This is a genomic window from Belnapia sp. AC561 (assembly GCF_979252845.1).
Genome location: NZ_CEEDBP010000014.1, coordinates 81379 through 101268, shown reverse-complemented (window position 1 = coordinate 101268; position 19890 = coordinate 81379). Strand labels below are relative to the sequence as shown.

Below are 19890 nucleotides of genomic sequence, written 5' to 3'. Positions count from 1 at the left end.
GTGGCTCCTCATGGCAGGTCCTCGCGCGCGACGCCGGCAGGGCCGGGCGCGGCCATGCCGCCATCCGGCCCGGGTACCGTAGCCGAAATCCAATCGCGCAGGTTGCGACGGAGCTGGAACTCGAACTCCACGTTCAGATCATCCATCGCCCGCCGCAGCAGCGCATCCGGCGCGCGGGGCCGGTTTGCCTCCGGGCCATTCACGGAACGGCGGGCTTCCGCCTCCACGAAACCCAGGCGGCTGCCGAGGGGAGAGAGGATCTCGAGCCGGCAGCCAAGGCTGCAAGTCAGCGAATCCCGACCGGCAAGCATCTGCGCCCGGGTGACGCTGAAATTGGCCTGTCCGGTGGTGCCCACAAATACCAGCCGGTCCCGCGCCATGATGCGGATGGCCTCTGCCGGCGTGGGGGAAATGCGGTCCCCGATGTCACCAGGCGTTGCCGGCGGCGCATCCTCGGCGATCTCGACGCTGGCCAGGTTGAGTGGCAACGGCGTCAGATGGCGGAAGCTCAGCGGGCCGGGCGGGATCGGCACCGGCTCGGGTTGCCCGGCACAGGCGGCGGCGCAGACGGGCAACAAAAGCAGGGCACGCCGCTTCGGCATGGCGAGGCTTCCTCCGCGGGCTGCGGCCAAGCCGCGAAATGACTGGGTCAAGAGGTGCTGCCGCCAGCCTGGACTTCGCTGCGGTTGAAGCGGAAATCCAGGTTGCAGAATTCGCAGGTCATGGTGATCGCGCCATCCTCCTGCGCCATGTGATCCAGATCATCCTCGCCGAAATTCGCCAGCACACCGGCCAGCCGGGAGCGCGAGCAGCGGCAGCCGTAGGAAAGCGGGCGCGGTCGGTCGATCGAGAGCCCCTCGGCATGGAACAGCCGATGCAGAAGCTTATGAGAGGGCAGGGTATCGTCCAGCAATTCGGCATCCGTCAGGGTTGCCGCCAGAGCGAGGGCGGTGACCCAGGCCTCGTCCTGCTCCTCGGCGTCCAACTCCGGATCGATGCCGCCTTCGCCGGCGACCTTCTCCATGATGAAGGCGGCGGCACGCCAGCCGTTTTCGGTCTGGGCGCAGGCGAGGCGGATATGGGTGCGAAGCTGTTCCGAGGTACGGAAATAGTGGTCCGCCATGGCGGACAGGCTCATGCCCTCGATCTCGACGATGCCCTGGTATCGCTCCATGTCCGGACCCTGGTCGCAGGTGAAGGCCAGGTAGCCTCGGCCGAGCAAGGCCGGGGCATCCGCGGTATCGTCATGCGAGAGCATCTCGGCCAGGGCTTCAGCATCGGCCCGGGCATAGCCCCGCAGGGCGCCGGCTTCGGTGCAATCGGCCAGCAACATGGAGACGGGGCCATCGCCCTTGGCCTGCATGGAAAAGCTGCCCTTGAACTTCAAGGCACCGGCGAGGCCGGCGGCCAGGGCCATCGCTTCGCCGGCCAGCTTGGTGACGCCCGGATGGTTGACGTGCCGGGTCAGCAGGGCATCGGCCAGCGGGCCGAGGCGCACCAGGCGGCCGCGGACTGGCCGATCGGCCAGATGGAAGGGCTGGATGCCACGGGGCAGCACGATATCCGGCACCGGGGGCCGGTCATGCTGCAGGAAGGCGGGGGTGGCGGAAGGCTGGGTCGGATCGGGCAACTGGACAAACCTTGGAACTACGGCCCTATAGATAGGGCTGCAAGGCGGCTTCGCCCACCCGGCTGTTGCGCAACCTGGCTTGCGTCTTCGCTGCCAAGGGCATCGCCCTGGCGGGTCGACCTGCTAGGTTTGGCGAGCGCGGTCTCCAGCCAGGGCGGCCAGCCTTGGCCGCCGTGCCCTGGGGGCCTGTGTCGCGGACCTCACCCAGCAGGTCCGTGCTTATCGAGAATGATACGGGAAAGCGCGCTTAACCGGCGCCCATGGCCCAGAGCAATACGCCCTTCTGCGCATGCAGCCGGTTCTCGGCTTCGTCGAAGACCACGCTTTGCGGCCCATCGATCACCTCGGCCGCGACCTCCTCGCCACGATGTGCCGGCAGGCAATGCTGGAAGATCGCATCCGGCGCGGCATGACGCATCAGCGCTTCCGTCACCTGGTAGGGCGTCAGCAGGTTGTGCCGGTTGGGCATGCCGCCGTCCTCGGTCTCGTCGTTCATCGAGACCCAGGCATCCGTGACGACGCAGCGGGCGCCGCGCACGGCTTCCACCGGATCATCGGTCAGCTCGATCGTGGCGCCCTGGGCGCGGGCCCAGTCCACCACCCATTGCGGCGGGCGCAGGGCGGCCGGCGTGGCCAGGCGCAAGGTGAAGCCGAAGCGGGCAGCGGCCTGGATGAAGCTCTGCGCCACGTTGTTGCCATCGCCGATCCAGGCAACAACCTGCCCGGCGATGGGGCCTCGATGTTCCTCGAAGGTGAGGACATCGGCCATGAGCTGGCAGGGATGGGAGATGTCGGTCAGCCCATTGATGACCGGCACCGTGGCATGCGCCGCCATTTCCCGGATGCGGCGCACGTCATGGGTGCGCATCATGATGCAGTCGACGTAGCGCGAGAGCACCTTCGCGGTGTCGCTGAGCTCCTCCCCACGCGAGGACTGCATGTCCCGCGCATTGAGATAGACGACATCGCCGCCGAGCTGGCGGATGCCGACCTCGAAGCTGACCCGGGTCCGGGTGCTGGGCTTCTCGAAGATCAGCGCCACGGTCTTGCCGGCCAACGGTTTGGCCACTTGGCCGCGCTTGGTCTGGGAGGCGAGGTCGAGCATCCGCCGCAGGGTGGCGGGTTCCAGATCCATCAGTTCCAGGAAATGCCGGGGGGGCGTGACTCCCCCGGCCTCCGTCTTCACCGCGGCCAGCGCAGTCACTGTGCCGCCGCCTTTTCCGCTCCCGGGGTGCAGCGCAGGCAGGCACGGTCGAGCAGGCGGATGGCCTCGTCTGCCTCGGCCTCGGTGATGGTGAGCGGCGGGGCGACCCGCAGCACATTCATCCCGGCCGCGACCGTCAGCAGGCCTTCCGCCACGGCGGCGCCCTGCATGTCACCGTTGCTGACCTCGGGCGCCAGCCGAAGACCGAGCAGCAGGCCGGCGCCCTGGACGCCCTCGATGACCTTGGGGTGGCGATCCGCCAGGCCCAGCATCCCGCGCCAGAGATGGCGGGCCACCTTGTCCACGCCATCCAGGAAGCCGGGGGCGAGGATCACGTCCAGCACCGCGTTGCCGGCGGCACAGGCCAGCGGATTGCCGCCATAGGTGCTGCCATGGGTGCCGGGCTTGAGGTACTTCGCCACCTTTTCCTTTGCCAGGATGGCGCCGAGCGGGAAGCCGCCGCCGATGCCCTTGGCCGAGGACATGACATCCGGCTCGATCCCGGCCCATTGATGCGCCCACAGCTTGCCAGAGCGGCCCATGCCGGTCTGCACCTCGTCGAGAGCCAGCAGGATGCCGAACTCGTCGCAGGCGGCACGCAGGTCCCGGAGGTAGTCGAGGGAAGCAGGACGGACGCCGCCCTCGCCCTGGACCGGCTCGATCATGACGGCGGCGGTGGTGCCGTCGATCGCGTCGCGGAGCGCATTCATGTTGCCGAAGGGCACATGCTTGAAGCCGGGCATCGGCGGACCGAAGCCGGCGAGGTACTTCTCGTTGCCCGTGGCAGCCAGCGTCGCCAGCGTGCGGCCGTGGAAGGCGCCCTCGAAGCAGATGGTGACGTTGCGCTCGGGGTGGCCGTTCTCCGCGTGGTATTTGCGGACCGCCTTGATCATTCCCTCATTCGCCTCGGCACCAGAATTGCCGAAGAAGACGCTATCGGCGAAGGAGGTGGCGCAAAGCCGCTCGGCCAGCCGCTCCGCCTGCGGGATGCGGTAGAGGTTCGAGGTATGCATCACCTTGGCCGCCTGCTCGGCGATGGCCTGCACCAGGTGCTTGTTGCCATGGCCGATGCTGCTGGTGGCGATGCCGGCGCCGAAATCAAGGAATCGTCGCCCATCGCCGGTCCACAGCCAGGAGCCCTCGCCCCGCTCGAAAGCGAGGTCGGCACGGTTGTAGGTGGGCATCAGGGCGGGAATCACGAAATGCGCTCCAGACTTCCCCCTCGCCGGCGACGATCGCGGGCCTTGCCGGGGGAACGGCGGATTTGGCCGTAAACAATCGGCCGCGTCAAACCATCCTGCACGAAATAGGCGGGGGAATCGCTTCCCCCGCCCCTTCAGCCTCGCAATTCGCGGGTGGCTCAGCCACGCCGTTCGGCGGCTGCCTCGTAGGTGAAGGTCGGCAGGCTGCCGAGGCTTTCCTTGGTCGCCCCGGTCAGGGTCCAGCGGCCATTGCTATTGGCGGCCATCTGCAGCCGGTCGTAGGGCACGGCCACCAGCTTGGCACCGATGCCGAGGAAGCCGCCGACCGAGATCACCGCCACGGGGCCGGTGCCGCCGGCGGGGATCAGGATGTCGTCCACCTCGCCGATGCTCTCGTTGTTCTCGTTATAGACGGCGGAGCCGATCAGCTTGCTGGCGCGGCGGCCATTGCGCAGGGTGCTGCTATCGACGGCGAGCGGGCCGGTGGTGGCACCGGTATTGGTGGCCGCCGGCGCCTGGTTGGCACCGGGATTCGCACCGGTCATGTTGGTGCCGAGGGCACGATCCACGGCGCGGCCGGCAGCGGTACCGGGCGGATTGCCAGGCGTGCCATCGGGGGCAGCCGCGGGATTGGCACCGGTCGAGTTGGTACCGAGGGCGCGGTCCACCGCGCGGCCGGCGGCGGTGCCGGGCGGATTACCGGGGGTGCCATCCGGGGCTCCGGCCGCAGTACCGGTGCCCGTCCCCTGCTGGGCCGCAGCATTCGGCGTCGTTCCGGGAACGAGGCCGGGGGGCGTACCCGCGCCCATGCCGGGAGCTGTATTGGCGGTGGTGCCAGGCGTCATCGGGGAGGGCGCGGCGACCGAGGGGGCCGGGGTCCGCGGTGCCGGGGTGGTGAGGTTCGGAACGGCCGGGGTCGGATTGGTCGGCGCGGTCTGGGCCAGGGTGCCGCCGGCGGCATTGTTGTTCGCACCAGGCGTGGTGCCCTGTGCGAGGGCCAGGACCGGCACGGCAAGCAGGGCAGCGGCAGCGGCAGCGGTCATGGCGAGCATCTGTTGGCGTGTGGTCATTGCGGCGTCACCTTCTTGCAGACCCGGAAATGCCGGGTGAGGCCGCATCAACGCGGTAGCAGGAGGCGCGGTTGCCCGCGCCTCACGTGGCCTTCAGGCCGGGTCGCCGGTCTCCGCCACCAATCCCGCCGCGGCGATGCCGGCGACCGCGCAAACCTCATCCTGGGCCGAGACATCGCCGCTGATGCCAACGGCACCGAGGATGACGCCATCGGCGCCGCAGACGAGGACGCCGCCCGGCACCGGCACGGCCTTGCCGCCGGACAGGTCGGACAGGGCATTCATGAAGCCCTGCATGGCCTGGGCCCGCCGTGCCAATTCACGGCCGCCGAGGCCCAGCGCCAGCGCGCCATAGCCCTTGCCGAGCGCAATCTCGGGACGGAGCAGGGAGGAACCATCCTCACGCTGCACTGCCTTCACCTGGCCGCCGGCATCCAGCACGACGACGGTCAGCGGCATGAGGCTCAATTCCCGCCCCTTGGCCAGGGCCGCGGTGACGATGGTATTGGCCTGGGCGAGCGTCAGGCCATTGGTCGGGTAGCGGGCCATGGGATTTCCTTCGATTGGATGTCCGTAATGCCCGGCGGCGGTGGGCTTCACCAGCCCTCAAGCGGGGATGACCCCAAGCTGGGATGGCAGGATGCGGCGTGGCACACTCGCCCGCATGGATGACGATCGCCCCGCCCGGCCAGCACGACGCGCCATCCCCGCCGGCCCGGTCCCCACCGAGGCCAAACTGCGGGAGGCAGCGCTGGCGCATCTGGCCCGCTTCGCCGCGACCGAGGCCGGGCTGCGCCGGGTACTGCAGCGCCGGGTGGACCGATGGGTGCGCCGGGCGGAGGCCGAGGGTGGCGACACGGCGGGTGCCGCCGCCGCTCGTGCCGTGGCGGCCCATGTGGCGCGGCAATTGGTGGCTTCGGGCGTGGTGGATGACGCCGCCTTCGCCGAGGCCCGGGCGCGGCGGCTGGCCAGGGCCGGACGGTCGCGCCGGGCGATCGAGGCGCATCTCGCCGGCAAGGGAGTCGGGCGGGAGGCGGTGGCGGCGGCGGTGCCGGCAAACCCCGCGACCGAGCTGGATGCGGCATTGGCGCAGTGCCGGCGTCGGCGGGTCGGGCCATTCGCCGCCGAGGTGGCGCCACGCGAACTCCGGATGAAGGCGCTGGCTGCGCTGGCACGGGCCGGCTTCAGCCGGGATGTGGCCGAAGCGGCACTGGATATGGCGCCGGAGGAGGCCGAGGACCGGCTCCTCCGGCTCAAGCAAAGCTAGACCGCAGTTCCGTGGTGCGTGTCAGGCGGCGCCATGCGCGCGGAAGAAGGCCAGCATCCGGGCCCAGCCATCCTCGGCCGCGTCCTTCCGGTAGGTCGGCCGATAGTCGGCGTTGAAGCCGTGCGGCGTGTCCGGATAGATCTTGAGCTCCACGGTCTTGCCGGCGGCGCGGGCACGGGCAGCGGCGGCCTCGACATCCGGCACCGGGATGCCGGTATCGGCCGCGCCATAAAGACCGAGCAGCGGGGCCTTCAATTCCGTCGCCATATCCGCCGCGGTGCGCGGCTGGATGGCGCTGGTGGCGCCGCCGACCGGGCCATACCAGGCGACGGCTGCCTTCAGCGCGGGATTATGGGCGGCATAGAGCCAGGTATTGCGCCCGCCGCGGCAGAAGCCGGTGACGGCAAGCTTCGCCGGATCGCCCAGGCTGCCCGACAGGCCGGTGGTGGTGGCCCAGGCGGCGGCGCTGTCGAGGTCCGCCAGCATCTGCGCATCCGGTGCCTTGCTGATGACGTCGCGGATGATGGTCGGGACGTCGGTCATCGTCGAAAGATCGCCGAGCCGGGCATAGAGCTCCGGCGCCACCGCGAGATAGCCGGCCTTGGCGAGGCGGCGACAGAGGTCCTTGATGTGCTCGTGGACCCCGAAGATCTCCTCGATGACCAGCACCACGGGGTAGCGGCCCGCGGCCGCCGGGGCGGCGGCATAGCCCGGCAGGGTGCCGCCGGAGACCGGGATCCGCACCTCCTCCGCATGCAGGCCGCTGCTGTCGGTATGGATGACCTGGGCCTCGGCGGTCGGCACCGCGAGGGTGAAGCCGGCCATCAGCGAGGTCATGACGAAGCCGCGGCGCACCAGCGGCTGGCGGGCGAGGCCTTCGAGGCCGAGCAGGTCCTGCATGGGAAACTCCTTCTGGGACTGTGGGCCGGCTTCGCCCGCCGGGCCGGGCCGGTTACCCGGCCTTGACGGTATTGGTCAGCGAACCGATGCCGTCGATCTCGCAGCGGATGACGTCGCCCGGCTTCAGGGTCTGCGGCGGCACCATCGCATAGCCGACGCCCTCGGGCGTGCCGCTGATGATGACGTCACCCGGCTTCAGGGTGAAGCCGATCGAGAGCTGATGGATGATCTCCTTCACGTCGAAGATCATCTTGCTGGTATGGCTGTCCTGGCGTTTCTCGCCGTTGACGAAGCAGCGGATGCCGGTGTTCAGCCCATCCAGCTCATCCGCCGGGACGATCCAGGGGCCGAGCGGGCAGGAGCGGTCGAGCGACTTGCCCTTGAACCACTGGCCGTAGCGGCGCTGCAGGTCGCGGCCGGTGACGTCGTTGCCGATCGTCCAGCCGAAGACGTGGTTGAGCGCGTCCTCCTTGCTGATATCGGTGCCTTCGGTGCCGATGATGACGGCCAGCTCCACCTCGTAGTCCAGCCATTGGGTGGTGCCGGTATGGGGCGGGATCCAGTCATCCGGGGCGATGACCGTATCGGGCGCCTTGGTGAAGAATTGGGGAAACTTCGGCAGTTCCGAATTGGTGATGCCGCGGGTCCGGTCGCCCTCGGCCACATGATCCATGTAGTTGCGGCCGACGCAGAAGACGTTCCGGCGGGGGCGCGGGATCGGCGCCATCAGCGTGGTGGTGCCGGCCGCGAGCACGGCGGCGGGCGGCGGCGCGGCGGCCAGGGCCTTGATCGCAGCGAGGGCGGAAGGACCGGCTTCGATCAGCGACAGCATATCCCGGGTGGCGCCGGCCAGAGCGCCACCGGTGGCGGCGGCGGAAAGGTCAAGAATGCTGCCGTCGTCCAAGGCGGCGCCGACGCGCGGCCCCTTGGCATCGGTGAAGGTCACAAGCTTTGTCATGAATAGGTTTCCCGCTGCGGATTGGCGCGGCGGCAGGGGAACGCGGCGGCAGGGTGGTGGCAAGCCCCCTTCGTTGGGAATCCAGGCAATTGGGTGCCTGAAGAACACGGAATAAAGCTGCAAATCCTGCGGCTTGAACAACCAAAAGTTGCATAATAGCAGAGAATTCGATAAGCTTTTGGTAGTCCCGATGGCGGAGTACTTGGCCTATGCCATCTCATCCTCACCGCTTCCTTAATCCGTCCCTGGTCATGCGGCCGCTGCGCCGTCGCGCCATGCTGGCCACGATGTCAGGTGCCGGGATCGGTGGGATGGCGGCATTGGGGAAGCCGGCAGTTGCGCTGACGACCGACCTGGACCGGCAGGAATGGGCCGCCTTCCAGGCGCGCTTCCTGGCGCCGGAGGGACGGGTGGTGGACAGCGGCAATGGCGGCGTGTCCCATTCCGAGGGGCAGGGCTGGGGCCTGCTGTTTGCCGTCCGGGCCGATGACCGGCCGGGGTTCGAGCGGCTGCTGGCCTGGACGCGGCGCGTGCTGCGCCGGCCGCGGGACGAGTTGCATGCCTGGCGTTTCGAGCCGGATGCGGCGATGCCGGTCGCTGATGTCAACAACGCGACCGATGGCGATCTCTGTATCGCCTGGGCCCTGCTGGAGGCCGGGGAACGCTGGGGCGTCGCGGATCATGGCGCTCTCGGCGCGGCAATCGGACGGGACATCCTGCGGCTGCTGGTGCGCCGGGCGGGAGGATATAGTGTGCTTCTGCCCGGGGCACGCGGCTTCGACCGGAGCGAGGCGACGATCCTCAACCCATCCTATTATGTGTTTCCGGCCTTCGCCGCGCTGGCCCGGGCCGTGCCCGATCCGGCCTGGGTCCGGGTTGCCGCAGATGGACTGGTGCTGCTGCGGTCCAGCCGGTTCGGGCGTTGGGGGCTGCCGCCGGATTGGGTGACGCTCAGCAAGGCGGATGGGAAGCTCAGCCTGCCGAGTCGCTGGCCGCCACGCTTCTCCTATGACGCGGTCCGGGTCCCTCTCTATCTCGCCTGGGCGGGCTTGGCCTCGGAGCCAGCCCTGGGACATGCGCGTAGTTTTTGGACGGATCCCAAGCATCCGTTTATTCCCGCTTGGGCCGATTTGGCCAGCGACACGGTCTCGCCCTATGCCGCCTCATCGGGGGTAATGGCCGTCTCGCGGCTGTCGCTAGTGCAACGATCCAACGCTCTGGACCTGGCCCGGAGCCTACCCTTGGTGGCGCAGGCCTCCGATTATTACGCGGCCGCCTTGGGGCTTCTGGTGCGGGCGGCATGGCAGGAAGCGCTTGCTGCGTCCGGGTAATTCGCGTGATTGGCTTAAAAATCTGTTTCGTTTTGGTCTCCGTCGCGGCATGTTGTCCTCATAATGGGGAACTTATTTGGGATGGCGCAGGACTCCGACGTCGCCAGGGTGGCTGCGGCGCTCAAAGCGCCTGGAATTCGCTATAAGAGCTTTGGCAATGACCCGGTTCGCAACGTGACGCAGCCGATGGGAAACGTCGCAAATTCTTTCCCGCTGCTCGGGGCTGCCATGGATGCTGCAGTCGCCCCGCTGACGCCACCCTCGGGGCTATCGGTCGAACCGCAGGCGGCAGCCGTGCCGGAGCGGGAGGCGCCGCGCGGTGTCCCACCCCCTGCGTTGGCAGCCTATGCTCCGCCGAGCGCGCCGGAGCCTGCCCCACGGCACTACGAGCCGCCGCCTGCCAGCTTCACGCCGCCGCCGAGCTTCACCCAGGCCCCGCGGCGACAGGATAGTGGCGATGCCGCCGCGGGCCAGTTCCCCTTCGGTGCCCCGCCCACCTATCCGGAGCCCACTGCGCCCTATGAGGCTCGGGGAGAGTTTCCGGACGCCAGTGCGGCTGTCGCGTCGCCAAGCGTCCCGATGCAGGGTTTTCCGCAGCAGCAGCCCTTCAGCCAGATGCCGGCTGCGCATGCCCAGGGGGCAGCGGCCTATGGCTTCGGCGCCTCGATCGCCGATCCGGCGCAGAACAACTACCGCTTGCTCGAATCGCTGGGCCGGCCGGGGGAGCTGCCAGGCCAGGTGCCGCAGCCGCCTTCACATCTGCCGCAGGGTCCGACGGGGACCTTCGGATCCATGTCGAGCATGGAAGCTGCCGCGGCGATGCAGAGCTTCGGCCAACCGGCAGCGCAGCAATCCGGCTTCCAGCACCCGGGCTACGGCCAATTCGGTCATGGCCAGACGGGTTTCAGCACGCCCGCACTACCGACGACCAGTACTTGGCCCAGCCCTGTGTCCACCTCCGCCCTTCTGCCGGCCGCCATGGTAACCCTTCCTCTGGCTGAGGTGATGCGCCTGGTCGCCGTTGGCGCGCCCGTCGCTTCGTCCCCGTTCGCGGCGTTTCGGGTTTCAGGCGGCGTGTCCAACTCTCGGTAGTCCGAGGAGGCCTCGCCATGCCCCTGATTTGCTTCGCGTCTCCCAAAGGGGGCGTCGGAAAGACCACGCTTGCCGCCAATATCGCGGATGCGCTGCGTCGCAGCGGGCGCCGTATCCTCACGCTTGACTTCGACCCGCAGAACACGCTTCGCCTGCATTACGGAATGGCGCTGACCGATGGCGGCGGCTTCGTCGCCGATCTGCCGAAGCGGCCGGATTGGCGCAATGCCGCCCGGCAGACCGAATCCGGCGTCATCCTGCTGCCGCACGGAGCGATCGATATCCGCGGTGCGCTTGGGCTGGCGGCCGCGCTGGAGCGCGACCCCGAATTGTTGGCTGCGCCGATGCGGGCGATCCTGGCTGACCCGGGGCTGATGGTGGTGGCGGATACCTCGCCGGGTCCATCGCATGCCTTGAACCTGCTCGCGCCCATGTCCGCCATGGTGGTCTGCGTTCTGCTGGCGGATGCCACCAGCGCGGCGCTGGTGCCGGAAATCGACAGCGGCCGCTTCCTCGGAAACGGGACCATGGCCGCGCTTTTCGCCGGGCGGCTCCGGGTCGTGCTCAATCAGGTGGACCCGGAATCCCGGCTTTCCCGCACCGCGGCGGAGACGGTGGCGCGGCATCTCGGCCCTCGGCTGCTGGGCGCGGTCTGCCGGGACGAGGTGGTCGCGGAGGCATTGGCCTCGCAGCGGATGGTGCTCGACTTTGCCCCGCAAAGCCATGCCGCCGAGGATTTGCGGGAAATCGCCCGAGGCATCGAAGCGGCGCTTCCGGTGGTGCCGGAGGCTTTCCCGGCCGTATGGGGTGCGCGATGAGCGGATCGGCCGCGACGCGCGAACGATTGGCCCGGCTGCCCTTCGTCCGTACGCGGATCGGCGGCATCTTGGCCACGGCGATCGGCCTGATGGCGGCCATGGTGGTGGTGGTGGCACCGCTGGAGCCGGAGGATCAGGCCTATCTGGCAATCGGTGGCTTGATCCTGTTCCTGGTCGCCAATGTGTTCCGGGGGCGGACGGTCACGCTCGCACTTTCGGCGCTGTCCTGCGTGGTCTCGGTTCGATACCTCTATTGGCGGCTCAACGACACGCTGGACTACAGCGGCTTCTGGCAGACATTTCTTGGCACCGGGCTGCTGCTGGCCGAGATCTATGCCGTTGTGGCGCTGGTGCTGTCCTATTTCCAAAGCCTTTGGCCGCTCGAACGGAAGCCGGTTCCGCTGCCGGATGACGTGGAGCTATGGCCTACGATCGATATCTTCATCCCAAGCTACAACGAGCCGCTGGAGGTGGTGAAGCCGACCGTCTTCGCCGCCCTCGCACTGGACTGGCCTGCCGACAAGCTGAACGTCTACCTGCTGGATGATGGCCGCCGCGAAGAATTCCGGCATTTCGCCGAGGACGTCGGAGCCGGCTATATCACCCGCCCCGACAACAAGGGCGCCAAGGCCGGTAATATCAATAATGCGCTGCAGGAGACGGATGGCGAGTACGTTGTCATCTTCGACTGCGACCATGTGCCGACACGGGCCTTCCTGCAGCTGACGGTCGGCTGGATGCTGCGCGACCGTGACCTCTGCATGGTGCAGACCCCGCACCATTTCTATTCACCGGACCCCTTCGAACGGAACCTGGTCACCGGCAGTCGGGTGCCGAATGAGAATTTGCTTTTCTACGGCTTGATCCAACAGGGCAATGATTTCTGGGGTGGTACCTTCTTCTGCGGTTCCTGCGCCGTCATCCGGCGAGAAGCCTTGGAGGAGATCGGTGGCGTGCCGACAGAAACGGTGACCGAGGATTGTCACGCCTCCCTCCGGATGCAGCGGCTTGGCTGGCGTACCGCTTATCTGCGGGTGCCGCTGGCGGCTGGCCTCGCAACCGAAAGACTGATGCTGCATATCGGCCAGCGGATGCGCTGGGGCCGGGGAATGATTCAAATCCTGCGGCTGGAGAATCCGCTGACGGCCAGCGGCCTGGGGATGGCCCAGCGTCTTTGTTATTTCATGGCAATGTTTCATTTCCTGTTCCCGTTGCCACGCTTCGTCTTTCTCACCGCGCCTCTGGCTTATCTGCTGATGGGCCAGACCATCATCGCGGCGTCGCCGTTGGCGATCGTCGCCTATGCGGGGCCACACATCATCCATTCGATCGTGACTGCCAGCCGGATCCAGGGCCGTGTGCGGCATTCCTTCTGGTCCGAGATCTACGAAGCGGTGTTGTCCGTCTACCTTTTGCCGGTGACCCTGGCGACTTTGCTCGATCCTCGGCGTGGCCGTTTCAACGTGACGGACAAGGGCGGCACCTTGGGCGAGGGATACTTCGACCTGCGCGCCGTGGGACCCAATATGGTGCTCTCCATGTTCCTGATAGCAGGGCTGCTTGCCGGCTTTGCCGGTCTGGCGACGAATGCGCCTCAGACCCTCGAGTTCCAGGCTTATGCGTTGAATCTGGTGTGGGGAACGCTGTGTCTCCTCACAGTGCTGACGGGGCTGGCCGTCGGCCGCGAGCGGCGGCAGGTCCGGGAACGTGCACGAATCAATGCGGAGGTTCCCGCCACCATCCTGTTGTCGGATGGCCGCATCGTCGAAGGCGAGACGCGCGACTTGTCGCTCGGCGGTGCAGCGATCTATGCGGACCGGCCGGAAGGGATGCTGGACGATACCGTGGTGACCCTGGAGCTGGAATGCGGCTCCGAGATCATCCCCTTGCCGGCCGAGGTGCTGCGCTGGAGCCAGGACCGCCTGCAGGTCCGCTTTGCGCCGCAGGATCTGCGCGATGAAGGCCAGATCGTCCGCGCCGTGCTGGGGCGGGCTGATGCCTGGGTCGGCTGGGACGAAACCCGCGTCGACCGGCCGTTGCGATCGCTGCGGGAGGTGGTGGTGAGCATCACCGGGCTGCTGCGCGGTGGCTCCCAATTCTCGCTGCGGCGGAAACCCTCGAAGTCGGCAAGCCGCCCGTTGCCGCCGATCAGCGAACCCGAGCGGCCCCCGGCTCCGGGCCGGCCCGCTTCTCGCCCGGAACCGCCACGCCGGGCCGCGGCTTGGCTGCTGGTGGCCTTGGGGCTGGGTGTATCCGGCCCGACCCTGGCGCAGCGCAACCTGCCGACTGCAACCCAGGCACCCGCTGCCCTGTCGCCATCGCTGAATACCACTCCGCCGGCTACGGCCGTGCCGGCGCCCGCCTTTGCCGCACCCGGGGCGGCAGACCCGACCGTCGGCACCCGGCGCGTCTCCTATAGCCTGCGTCAACTCGGGCTTCGCTCACCGATGCAGTTGAGGGGCACCTCCGACCTTCAGGGCGTGCTCTTCGGGGTGCGGGGCGATGAGGTCGTGACCCAGGCAAGGCTGGTGCTGCAGGGCTCCACCTCGCCGGCGCTGATCCCGGAACTCAGCCAGATCTCTGTGACGCTGAACGAGCAGTTCGTCGGGGCGATCCAGCCGGACCGGAACCGGCCCTCCTTCGGTCCGCTGGAATTCCCGGTGAATCCGGTCTTCTTTGCCGACAACAACCGGATGAACTTCCGCTTCGCCGCGCGCTATGCGGTCGAATGCAATGACCCGCTGTCGGGTCTGCTCTGGGCCGTGGTGTCGGATACCTCGACCCTGAACCTGGTGCTGGAGAAACTGCCGGTGACGCGCGATCTGGCGCGGCTGCCGGAACCCTTCTTCGATCCGCGCCTGCTGCGGGACCCGTTGAACCTGCCGATCGTCCTGCCGGACAGCGCGGGCAATGAAGCCGTGCGGGCAGCCGCCATCGCATCCTCCTGGTTCGCGGTGCAGGCGGATTATCGCGGGGCGGCTTTCCCAGTCATGACCTCTGCCCCAGCGCGCGGCAATGCGGTGGTGATTGCGACCGGGCCGGATAGCATCCCGGGCCTCGCCCTGCCGCGCTTCGATGGGCCCACCGTCGCGCTGGTCCCGAACCCGGGCGATCCCTTCGGCCTGCTGCTGGTCCTCGGTGGCCGCACCGGTGCGGAGGTGGTGACGGCGGCGACCGCGGTCGCGGTGGGACGCCAAGCCCTGTCGGGCGAATTGGCGCTGGTGCAGACGCCGGATTCGCCGCCACGGCAGCCCTATGATGCACCGCGCTGGGTCCGCAGCGACCGCCCGGTGAAGCTGGGCGAACTGGTCGATCCTTCGGAACTGCAGGTCTATGGCTATTCGCCGGGGCCGATCTCCATTCCCTTCCGGACGGCACCCGATCTCTTCACCTGGCGCAATCGGCCATTGGATGCGGATATCCGCTTCCGGGCACCGCCGGGGCCCATCGTCGATGTCGCGGTGTCGCGCATCGATGTGACGGTCAACGATCTTTATCTCCGCAGCTTCCCGCTGCGGCGGGCGGATCCGGTCTGGCCCTTGTCCATGGTCAGCCGGTTCTTCGGTGGTGGCGACCGTTCCGAGGGACGGGTCGGCATTCCGACTTGGATCGTGTTCGGCCAGAACGACCTGCAATTGCGCTTCGACATGAAGCCGCTCTCACGCGGGGATTGCGTCGCGGTGCCGGGCGATATCCGCGCCGGCATCGATCCGGACAGCACCATCGACCTGTCCGGCGCGCATCGCTTCACCACCTTGCCGAACCTGGCCTATTTCGCCAGCTCGGGCTTTCCCTTCACACGGATGGCCGACCTGTCCACGACTGCGGCAGTGCTGCCGGACCGGCCGAGCGCGGGCGAGCTCTCTGCCTTCTTTGGTCTGATCGGTCGGCTTTCGGCGTTGGTGGGCTATCCCGCGACCGGGCTGCAGGTGGTTCGGTCCCAAGGGTTGCAGCAGGCGGCGGAGCGGGACCTGATCGTGATCGGCGCCCTGGGCCGACAACCGGCCTTGCAGCAGCTCATGCAGAATGCGCCGCTGCAACTCGAAGGCAATCGGCTGACGGTGGCGTTGCCCGATGCCCTCGGTCAGTTCCGCCATCTGTTCGGCGGTGGCGCCCGCAGCGGGGAGGTCGAGCGCGCCTCGGCCCAGCTGGCGGCTCCGGGCGAGAGTCTCGGCGCAATCTTCGGTTTCGAGTCGCCGTTGCGTGCGGGCAAATCCGTGCTGGTGCTGACCGGCGCCTCGGCCGCAGGGCTTGAGGACATGGTGCTGGCGCTGCGGGACCCGGAGCAACTGCCGCGCGTCCAGGGCGACCTGGCATTGCTGAGCGGCGGCCGGATCCAGGGCTATAGCCTTGGCAACAGCTATACGACCGGCAGCCTGCCGCCGTGGCTCTGGCCGCAGCTTTACCTGTCATCGAGCCCGGCCGGACTGCTGGGCATCCTGGCCCTCGCCACCATACTGCTGGCCGCACCACTGTACTGGGTGCTGCGCCGCCGGTCCGTGCAACGTCTGCGGATGAGGACGAACTGATGGCCCGCCATGCGCGCCTGATCGCCGCTGCCTTGGCGAGCTCCGCGATGGGTGCCGTGCCAGGGCTGGCCCAGACCGGCCTGCCGCAGACGGCACCGGTGCAAGGCGGCGTGGCCCAACCAGGTACGGCACCACTAGGCAGCGGCTTGGCGCAAACCTTTCTTGGCACGGGCGGTGCGACGCCGACAGGCCAGGAAGGTGCGGTCTCGACCCTGCTCGACCAAGCCAATTACTGGCGTTTGCAGAACCGGCCGGAACTGGTGCTGCGCACGCTGGAACGCGTGCTGATCGTTGATCCGCGCAATGTGGATGCCCTGACCGGGGCAGCCCAGGCGCAGGCGCAACTCGGCAATCGCCAGGCGGCGGAAGGCTTCCTCAGCCGGCTGCGGCAGGTGGCGCCCAGCGACCCGCGGTTGAGCGATACCGACATCACGGTGCGTGCCCAGACCGTGGACCAGGGGGCATTGGCGGAGGCGCGCCGGCTGGGGCAGGCCGGGCGGGCCGCCGAGGCGGCGCAGCGCTACCGCGAGCTGTTCCGTGGCGCCGCGCCGCCGGACGCCTATGCACAGGAATACTACGCCACGCTGGCCGGCACGGATCAGGGCTATGCCGAAGCGCGGGATGGCCTGGCGCGTCTCAGCCAGCGCTCGCCCAGTGATACCCGGCTGCAACTCGCCTATGCCCAGGTGCTGACCTACCGGGATACCACCCGTGGTGACGGCATCGGCCGGCTGAAGCAGCTCGCCGCCAATCCGGAAGTCACCACCGCAGCGACCGCAGCCTGGCGGCAGGCGTTGCTGTGGCAGGGCCCAAGCCGCGAGATCGAGCCGGAGCTGCAGGCTTTCCTGCAGCGGTTTCCGAATGATGCGCAGGTCGCCGCCAAGCTGAACGAGGCGCAGAACCCGCCTTCCGGTCCGCCCGATGAAAGCGGCATGTCGCGCATCCGCGGCTTCGAACAATTGAATGCCGGGCGGCTGCGGGAGGCGCAGCGGGAATTCGAGACGGCGGTGGGCCGCAATGCCGAGGACGCCGATGCAACCGGCGGCCTCGGCCTGGTACGGCTGCGGGAGGGCAAGTTCGGCGAGGCGCGCATCCTGCTGGAACGCGCCATCCGGCTGGCGCCGGAAAAGCGCGACCAATGGCAGCGGGCATTGGATGGCGCTGCCTATGCGGCGGAGGTTGCCACCGCCCGGAGCCAGTTGCAGGCCGGCAACCTGGATGCGGCGGAGCAGAGCCTCCGTCGCGCGACGGTGCGCGACAGCGGCGACCGGGCGGATGCGGATGCCCTGCTGGGCGATCTGGCGCTGCGGCGTGGCGACATGGCGGGTGCCGAGGCGCGCTACCGTGCCGCCCTGGCGCGGCGGCCCAACCTGGGTGCCGCGGCCAGCGGGCTTTATGAGGTGCTGCAGCAGCAGGGCCGCTTCGCCGAGGCGGAGGATCTGCAACGGCGGGCCGGCAATGCGCTATCCGGTGGCGATGCGGGTGCCGGTCGCGCCAATGCCATCCGGACCGAGGCACAGCGCGCCACGGATCCGGCGACGGCGATCGCCATGTTGCGGCAGGCACAACAGCTCGATCCCTCCAGCCCCTGGATCCGGCTGGATCTCGCCCGTCTGCTGGCACGGCAGGGGCGCGCGGCGGAGGCGAGGGCGACCTTGGAAGGCCCTGGCGCGACCAGTCCGGAATCGCTCTATGCGGCGGCGCTTTTCGCCGATGAGGACAACCGTCCAGCCGATGCCGCGAGCCTGATGAACCGCGTCCCGGTCAGGCTCCGCAACAACGACATGAACCGGCTGCTGACGCGGGCCAAGGTGGCCGTCGATGTGCAGCGGGCGACCAGCCTATGGCGCAGCGGCCAAAGGCTCGAGGCACGGACGGCCCTGTTCGCCATCGCCGGCCGGCCGGATCCGACGGGGGCAAGCGGACAGCTCGCGGTGCGGGCGCTGGGCCAGTTGAATGACCCGGCCGGTGCGGCCGAGGCCGGACGAACGGCCATGGCGGCCAATGTCCGGGCGGCGCCGGCGGCAAGGCTTGGCCTGGCGGGGGCCTTGCTGACCGCGGGGGCGGAGCAGGAGGCGATCCAGCTTGCCCGCACGGTCGAGACCCTGCCCAACCTTTCGGGAGAGGAACGGCGGCAATCAATTGCTTTGCAATCCGGCTTCGCCGTGCGCGTGGCGGACCGGCTGAACGAGCAAGGCGATCAGGCCGCAGCCTATGACGCCCTGGCGCCGGTATTGGCGCGCGACCCGGCCAATCCGGTTGCGAACCTGGCCCTGGCACGGCTGTACCAGGGAGCCAACCAGCCGCAGCAGGCCTCCCTGGTGGCGGAAGGCGTGCTGCAGGCCGATCCCCGCAGCATGGACGCCCGTTTCGCGGCGGTGGATGCGGCGATCGCCGGGCGTGACTGGCAGCGGGCCGAAGCCCTGCTGGTGGAGGCCCGGGCCTTGAACCCCAATGAGCCGCGGGTGCCGCTGCTCGAAGCACGCCTCGCACGGGCTTCCGGCAATACCGCCCGGGCGCTGCGGGCGCTGGAGATGGCGGCGCAGCAGCGCCGGGCGCAGATCATCGCCGAGCCAACCACCACGACGGCGGGTGCCAACGGCATGCCTGTCGACCCGATGAATGCCAATCCTTTCCGGCGGTCGGCACGGCCGGGCGCCTCCTCCGGGCCGATCGTCCAGGGCGGCGACCCGCTGGCGTCGGAGATCCAGCGCGAACTGGCCGCGGTGCGGGAGGAAACGACGGCCCGCCTGCAAGGGGGCATGGGCTTCCGGTCCAGGACCGGGACGAGCGGGCTCGATCGTCTGGACGAGTATTCCGCGCCGATCGAGGCCTCGATCGGGGCCGGGCGGCTGGGCGGGCGGCTGACGGCGACCATGACGCCGGTCAGCATCTCGACCGGAAAGCTGGACAGCAGCACCGCCGATAGTCTCCGCAGCTTCGGCAGCAATGCGCTGTCCATTGCTTCGAACACGACGAATATCGCTGCCGCCACGCGCGAGAGGCTGACGCCGCGGGATACCGCGGCAAGCGGCGTGGGCCTCGGCCTTGGCTATAGCCGGGGTGGCGTCGCCGTCGATGTCGGCACCTCCCCGGTCGGCTTCCGCCAGCAGCATGTGCTTGGCGGGATCGAGCTGACGCCGGCGCTGAGCAACTCGGTGCGGCTGCGGCTGACGGCGGAGCAGCGTTCGGTGACGGATAGCCTGCTGGCCTGGTCCGGGGTGCGCGATACGACTTCCGGCCGGACCTGGGGCGGCGTGGTCCGCACCGGCGGCCGGGCACAGCTTGAATATGGCGCCGGGCCGGTGGGGCTCTATCTCGGTGGCGGCTACTACAATTTCAGCGGCGAGAGCACGGCGCGGAACAGCCGCTACGAGGCAGGCGCCGGTATGTCCTACCAGGTCTGGCGTGAGCCGGAGGATGAACTCCAGGCTGGGCTGGATATCGTCTATTTGGCCTATGACAAGAATCAGCGGCTCTTCACCTTCGGCAATGGCGGCTACTTCAGCCCGCAACGCTACTTCGCTCTCAATGTGCCGATCGATTGGCGCGGCCGTAGCGGTGACCTCTCGTATCGGCTGGGTGGGACCATCGGTTACCAGAGCTACCGGGAGGATAGTGCGAAGTACTTCCCGAATGATCCTGCCGCCCAGGCGCAGCTCGAAGCCTCCCTCAGCAGCGACTCGACGGGTCGGTCGATGCAGCCGGCACGGTCGGAATCCGGCATCGCCGGTGGCGTTCGCGGCGATATCGAATATTCCGTGACGCCGAACCTTCGCATCGGCGCCTTGCTGCGCTACGACCGGACCGCAAGCTGGAACGAGACGCGCGGGCTGTTTTTCGCCCGCTACCGCTTCGACCGGTAGGCCGGGACATCATGGATACCTCC

The 19890-nt window shown here is 68.5% G+C and carries 14 protein-coding genes; 6 read left to right on the top strand and 8 right to left on the bottom strand.

The window, feature by feature from the left end; genetic code table 11:
• Positions 1–8: 8 nt before the first annotated feature.
• The 6 genes from AC0IW9_RS13830 to AC0IW9_RS13805 form a co-directional block, all read right to left on the bottom strand.
• A complete protein-coding gene (locus AC0IW9_RS13830) occupies positions 9–533 on the bottom strand; it encodes a hypothetical protein (protein ID WP_471648845.1) in 525 nt (174 codons plus the stop codon).
• A 116-nt stretch (positions 534–649) separates the two neighbouring features.
• Positions 650–1630 carry an Hsp33 family molecular chaperone HslO gene (hslO, locus tag AC0IW9_RS13825; protein ID WP_471648844.1) on the bottom strand — a complete coding sequence of 327 codons (981 nt, stop codon included), beginning with the start codon at positions 1628–1630 and terminating at the stop codon, positions 650–652.
• Positions 1631–1877: 247 nt separating this feature from the next.
• Entirely contained in the window at positions 1878–2834 is a 957-nt protein-coding gene (gene argF / locus AC0IW9_RS13820; protein WP_471648843.1) for an ornithine carbamoyltransferase, read from the bottom strand.
• A complete protein-coding gene (locus tag AC0IW9_RS13815) occupies positions 2831–4033 on the bottom strand; it encodes an acetylornithine transaminase (RefSeq protein ID WP_471648842.1) in 1203 nt (400 codons plus the stop codon). The genes argF and AC0IW9_RS13815 overlap by 4 nt, the downstream gene beginning before the upstream one ends.
• A 161-nt stretch (positions 4034–4194) precedes the next feature.
• Positions 4195–5106: a PRC-barrel domain-containing protein gene (locus tag AC0IW9_RS13810; RefSeq protein WP_471648841.1), complete on the bottom strand. Its 912-nt coding sequence runs from the start codon at positions 5104–5106 to the stop codon at positions 4195–4197.
• Between the two features lie 93 nt (positions 5107–5199).
• Complete coding sequence (locus tag AC0IW9_RS13805; RefSeq protein WP_471648840.1) at positions 5200–5655, bottom strand: GlcG/HbpS family heme-binding protein; 456 nt, start codon at positions 5653–5655, stop codon at positions 5200–5202.
• A gap of 91 nt (positions 5656–5746) precedes the next feature.
• Between AC0IW9_RS13805 and AC0IW9_RS13800 the strand changes: the two genes are divergently transcribed.
• Complete coding sequence (locus tag AC0IW9_RS13800; RefSeq protein WP_471648839.1) at positions 5747–6373, top strand: RecX family transcriptional regulator; 627 nt, start codon at positions 5747–5749, stop codon at positions 6371–6373.
• Between the two features lie 21 nt (positions 6374–6394).
• Here the strand turns inward: AC0IW9_RS13800 and AC0IW9_RS13795 are convergent, their stop codons facing one another.
• Together AC0IW9_RS13795 and AC0IW9_RS13790 are read right to left on the bottom strand one after the other, a co-directional pair.
• Positions 6395–7273: a dienelactone hydrolase family protein gene (locus AC0IW9_RS13795; RefSeq protein ID WP_471648838.1), complete on the bottom strand. Its 879-nt coding sequence runs from the start codon at positions 7271–7273 to the stop codon at positions 6395–6397.
• Between the two features lie 52 nt (positions 7274–7325).
• On the bottom strand, positions 7326–8231 hold the full coding sequence (locus AC0IW9_RS13790) for a fumarylacetoacetate hydrolase family protein (protein ID WP_471648837.1): 906 nt from the start codon (positions 8229–8231) through the stop codon (positions 7326–7328).
• A gap of 209 nt (positions 8232–8440) precedes the next feature.
• Here AC0IW9_RS13790 and AC0IW9_RS13785 point away from each other — a divergent pair, with 209 nt between their 5' ends.
• From AC0IW9_RS13785 to AC0IW9_RS13765, 5 genes are all read left to right on the top strand, one after another.
• Entirely contained in the window at positions 8441–9562 is a 1122-nt protein-coding gene (locus tag AC0IW9_RS13785; RefSeq protein ID WP_471648836.1) for a glycosyl hydrolase family 8, read from the top strand.
• Positions 9563–9643: 81 nt separating this feature from the next.
• A complete protein-coding gene (locus AC0IW9_RS13780) occupies positions 9644–10654 on the top strand; it encodes a hypothetical protein (RefSeq protein ID WP_471648835.1) in 1011 nt (336 codons plus the stop codon).
• A 17-nt stretch (positions 10655–10671) separates the two neighbouring features.
• Positions 10672–11472: a cellulose synthase operon protein YhjQ/BcsQ gene (locus AC0IW9_RS13775; protein WP_471648834.1), complete on the top strand. Its 801-nt coding sequence runs from the start codon at positions 10672–10674 to the stop codon at positions 11470–11472.
• Positions 11457–16001, top strand: a complete 4545-nt coding sequence (bcsA, locus tag AC0IW9_RS13770) for a UDP-forming cellulose synthase catalytic subunit (RefSeq protein WP_471648833.1) — start codon at positions 11457–11459, stop codon at positions 15999–16001. Before AC0IW9_RS13775 ends, bcsA begins: the two co-directional genes overlap by 16 nt.
• The gene (locus AC0IW9_RS13765; RefSeq protein ID WP_471648832.1) at positions 16001–19867 is read left to right on the top strand and encodes a cellulose biosynthesis protein BcsC; all 3867 of its coding nucleotides are present in this window, start codon (positions 16001–16003) and stop codon (positions 19865–19867) included. Before bcsA ends, AC0IW9_RS13765 begins: the two co-directional genes overlap by 1 nt.
• Positions 19868–19890 lie beyond the last annotated feature (23 nt).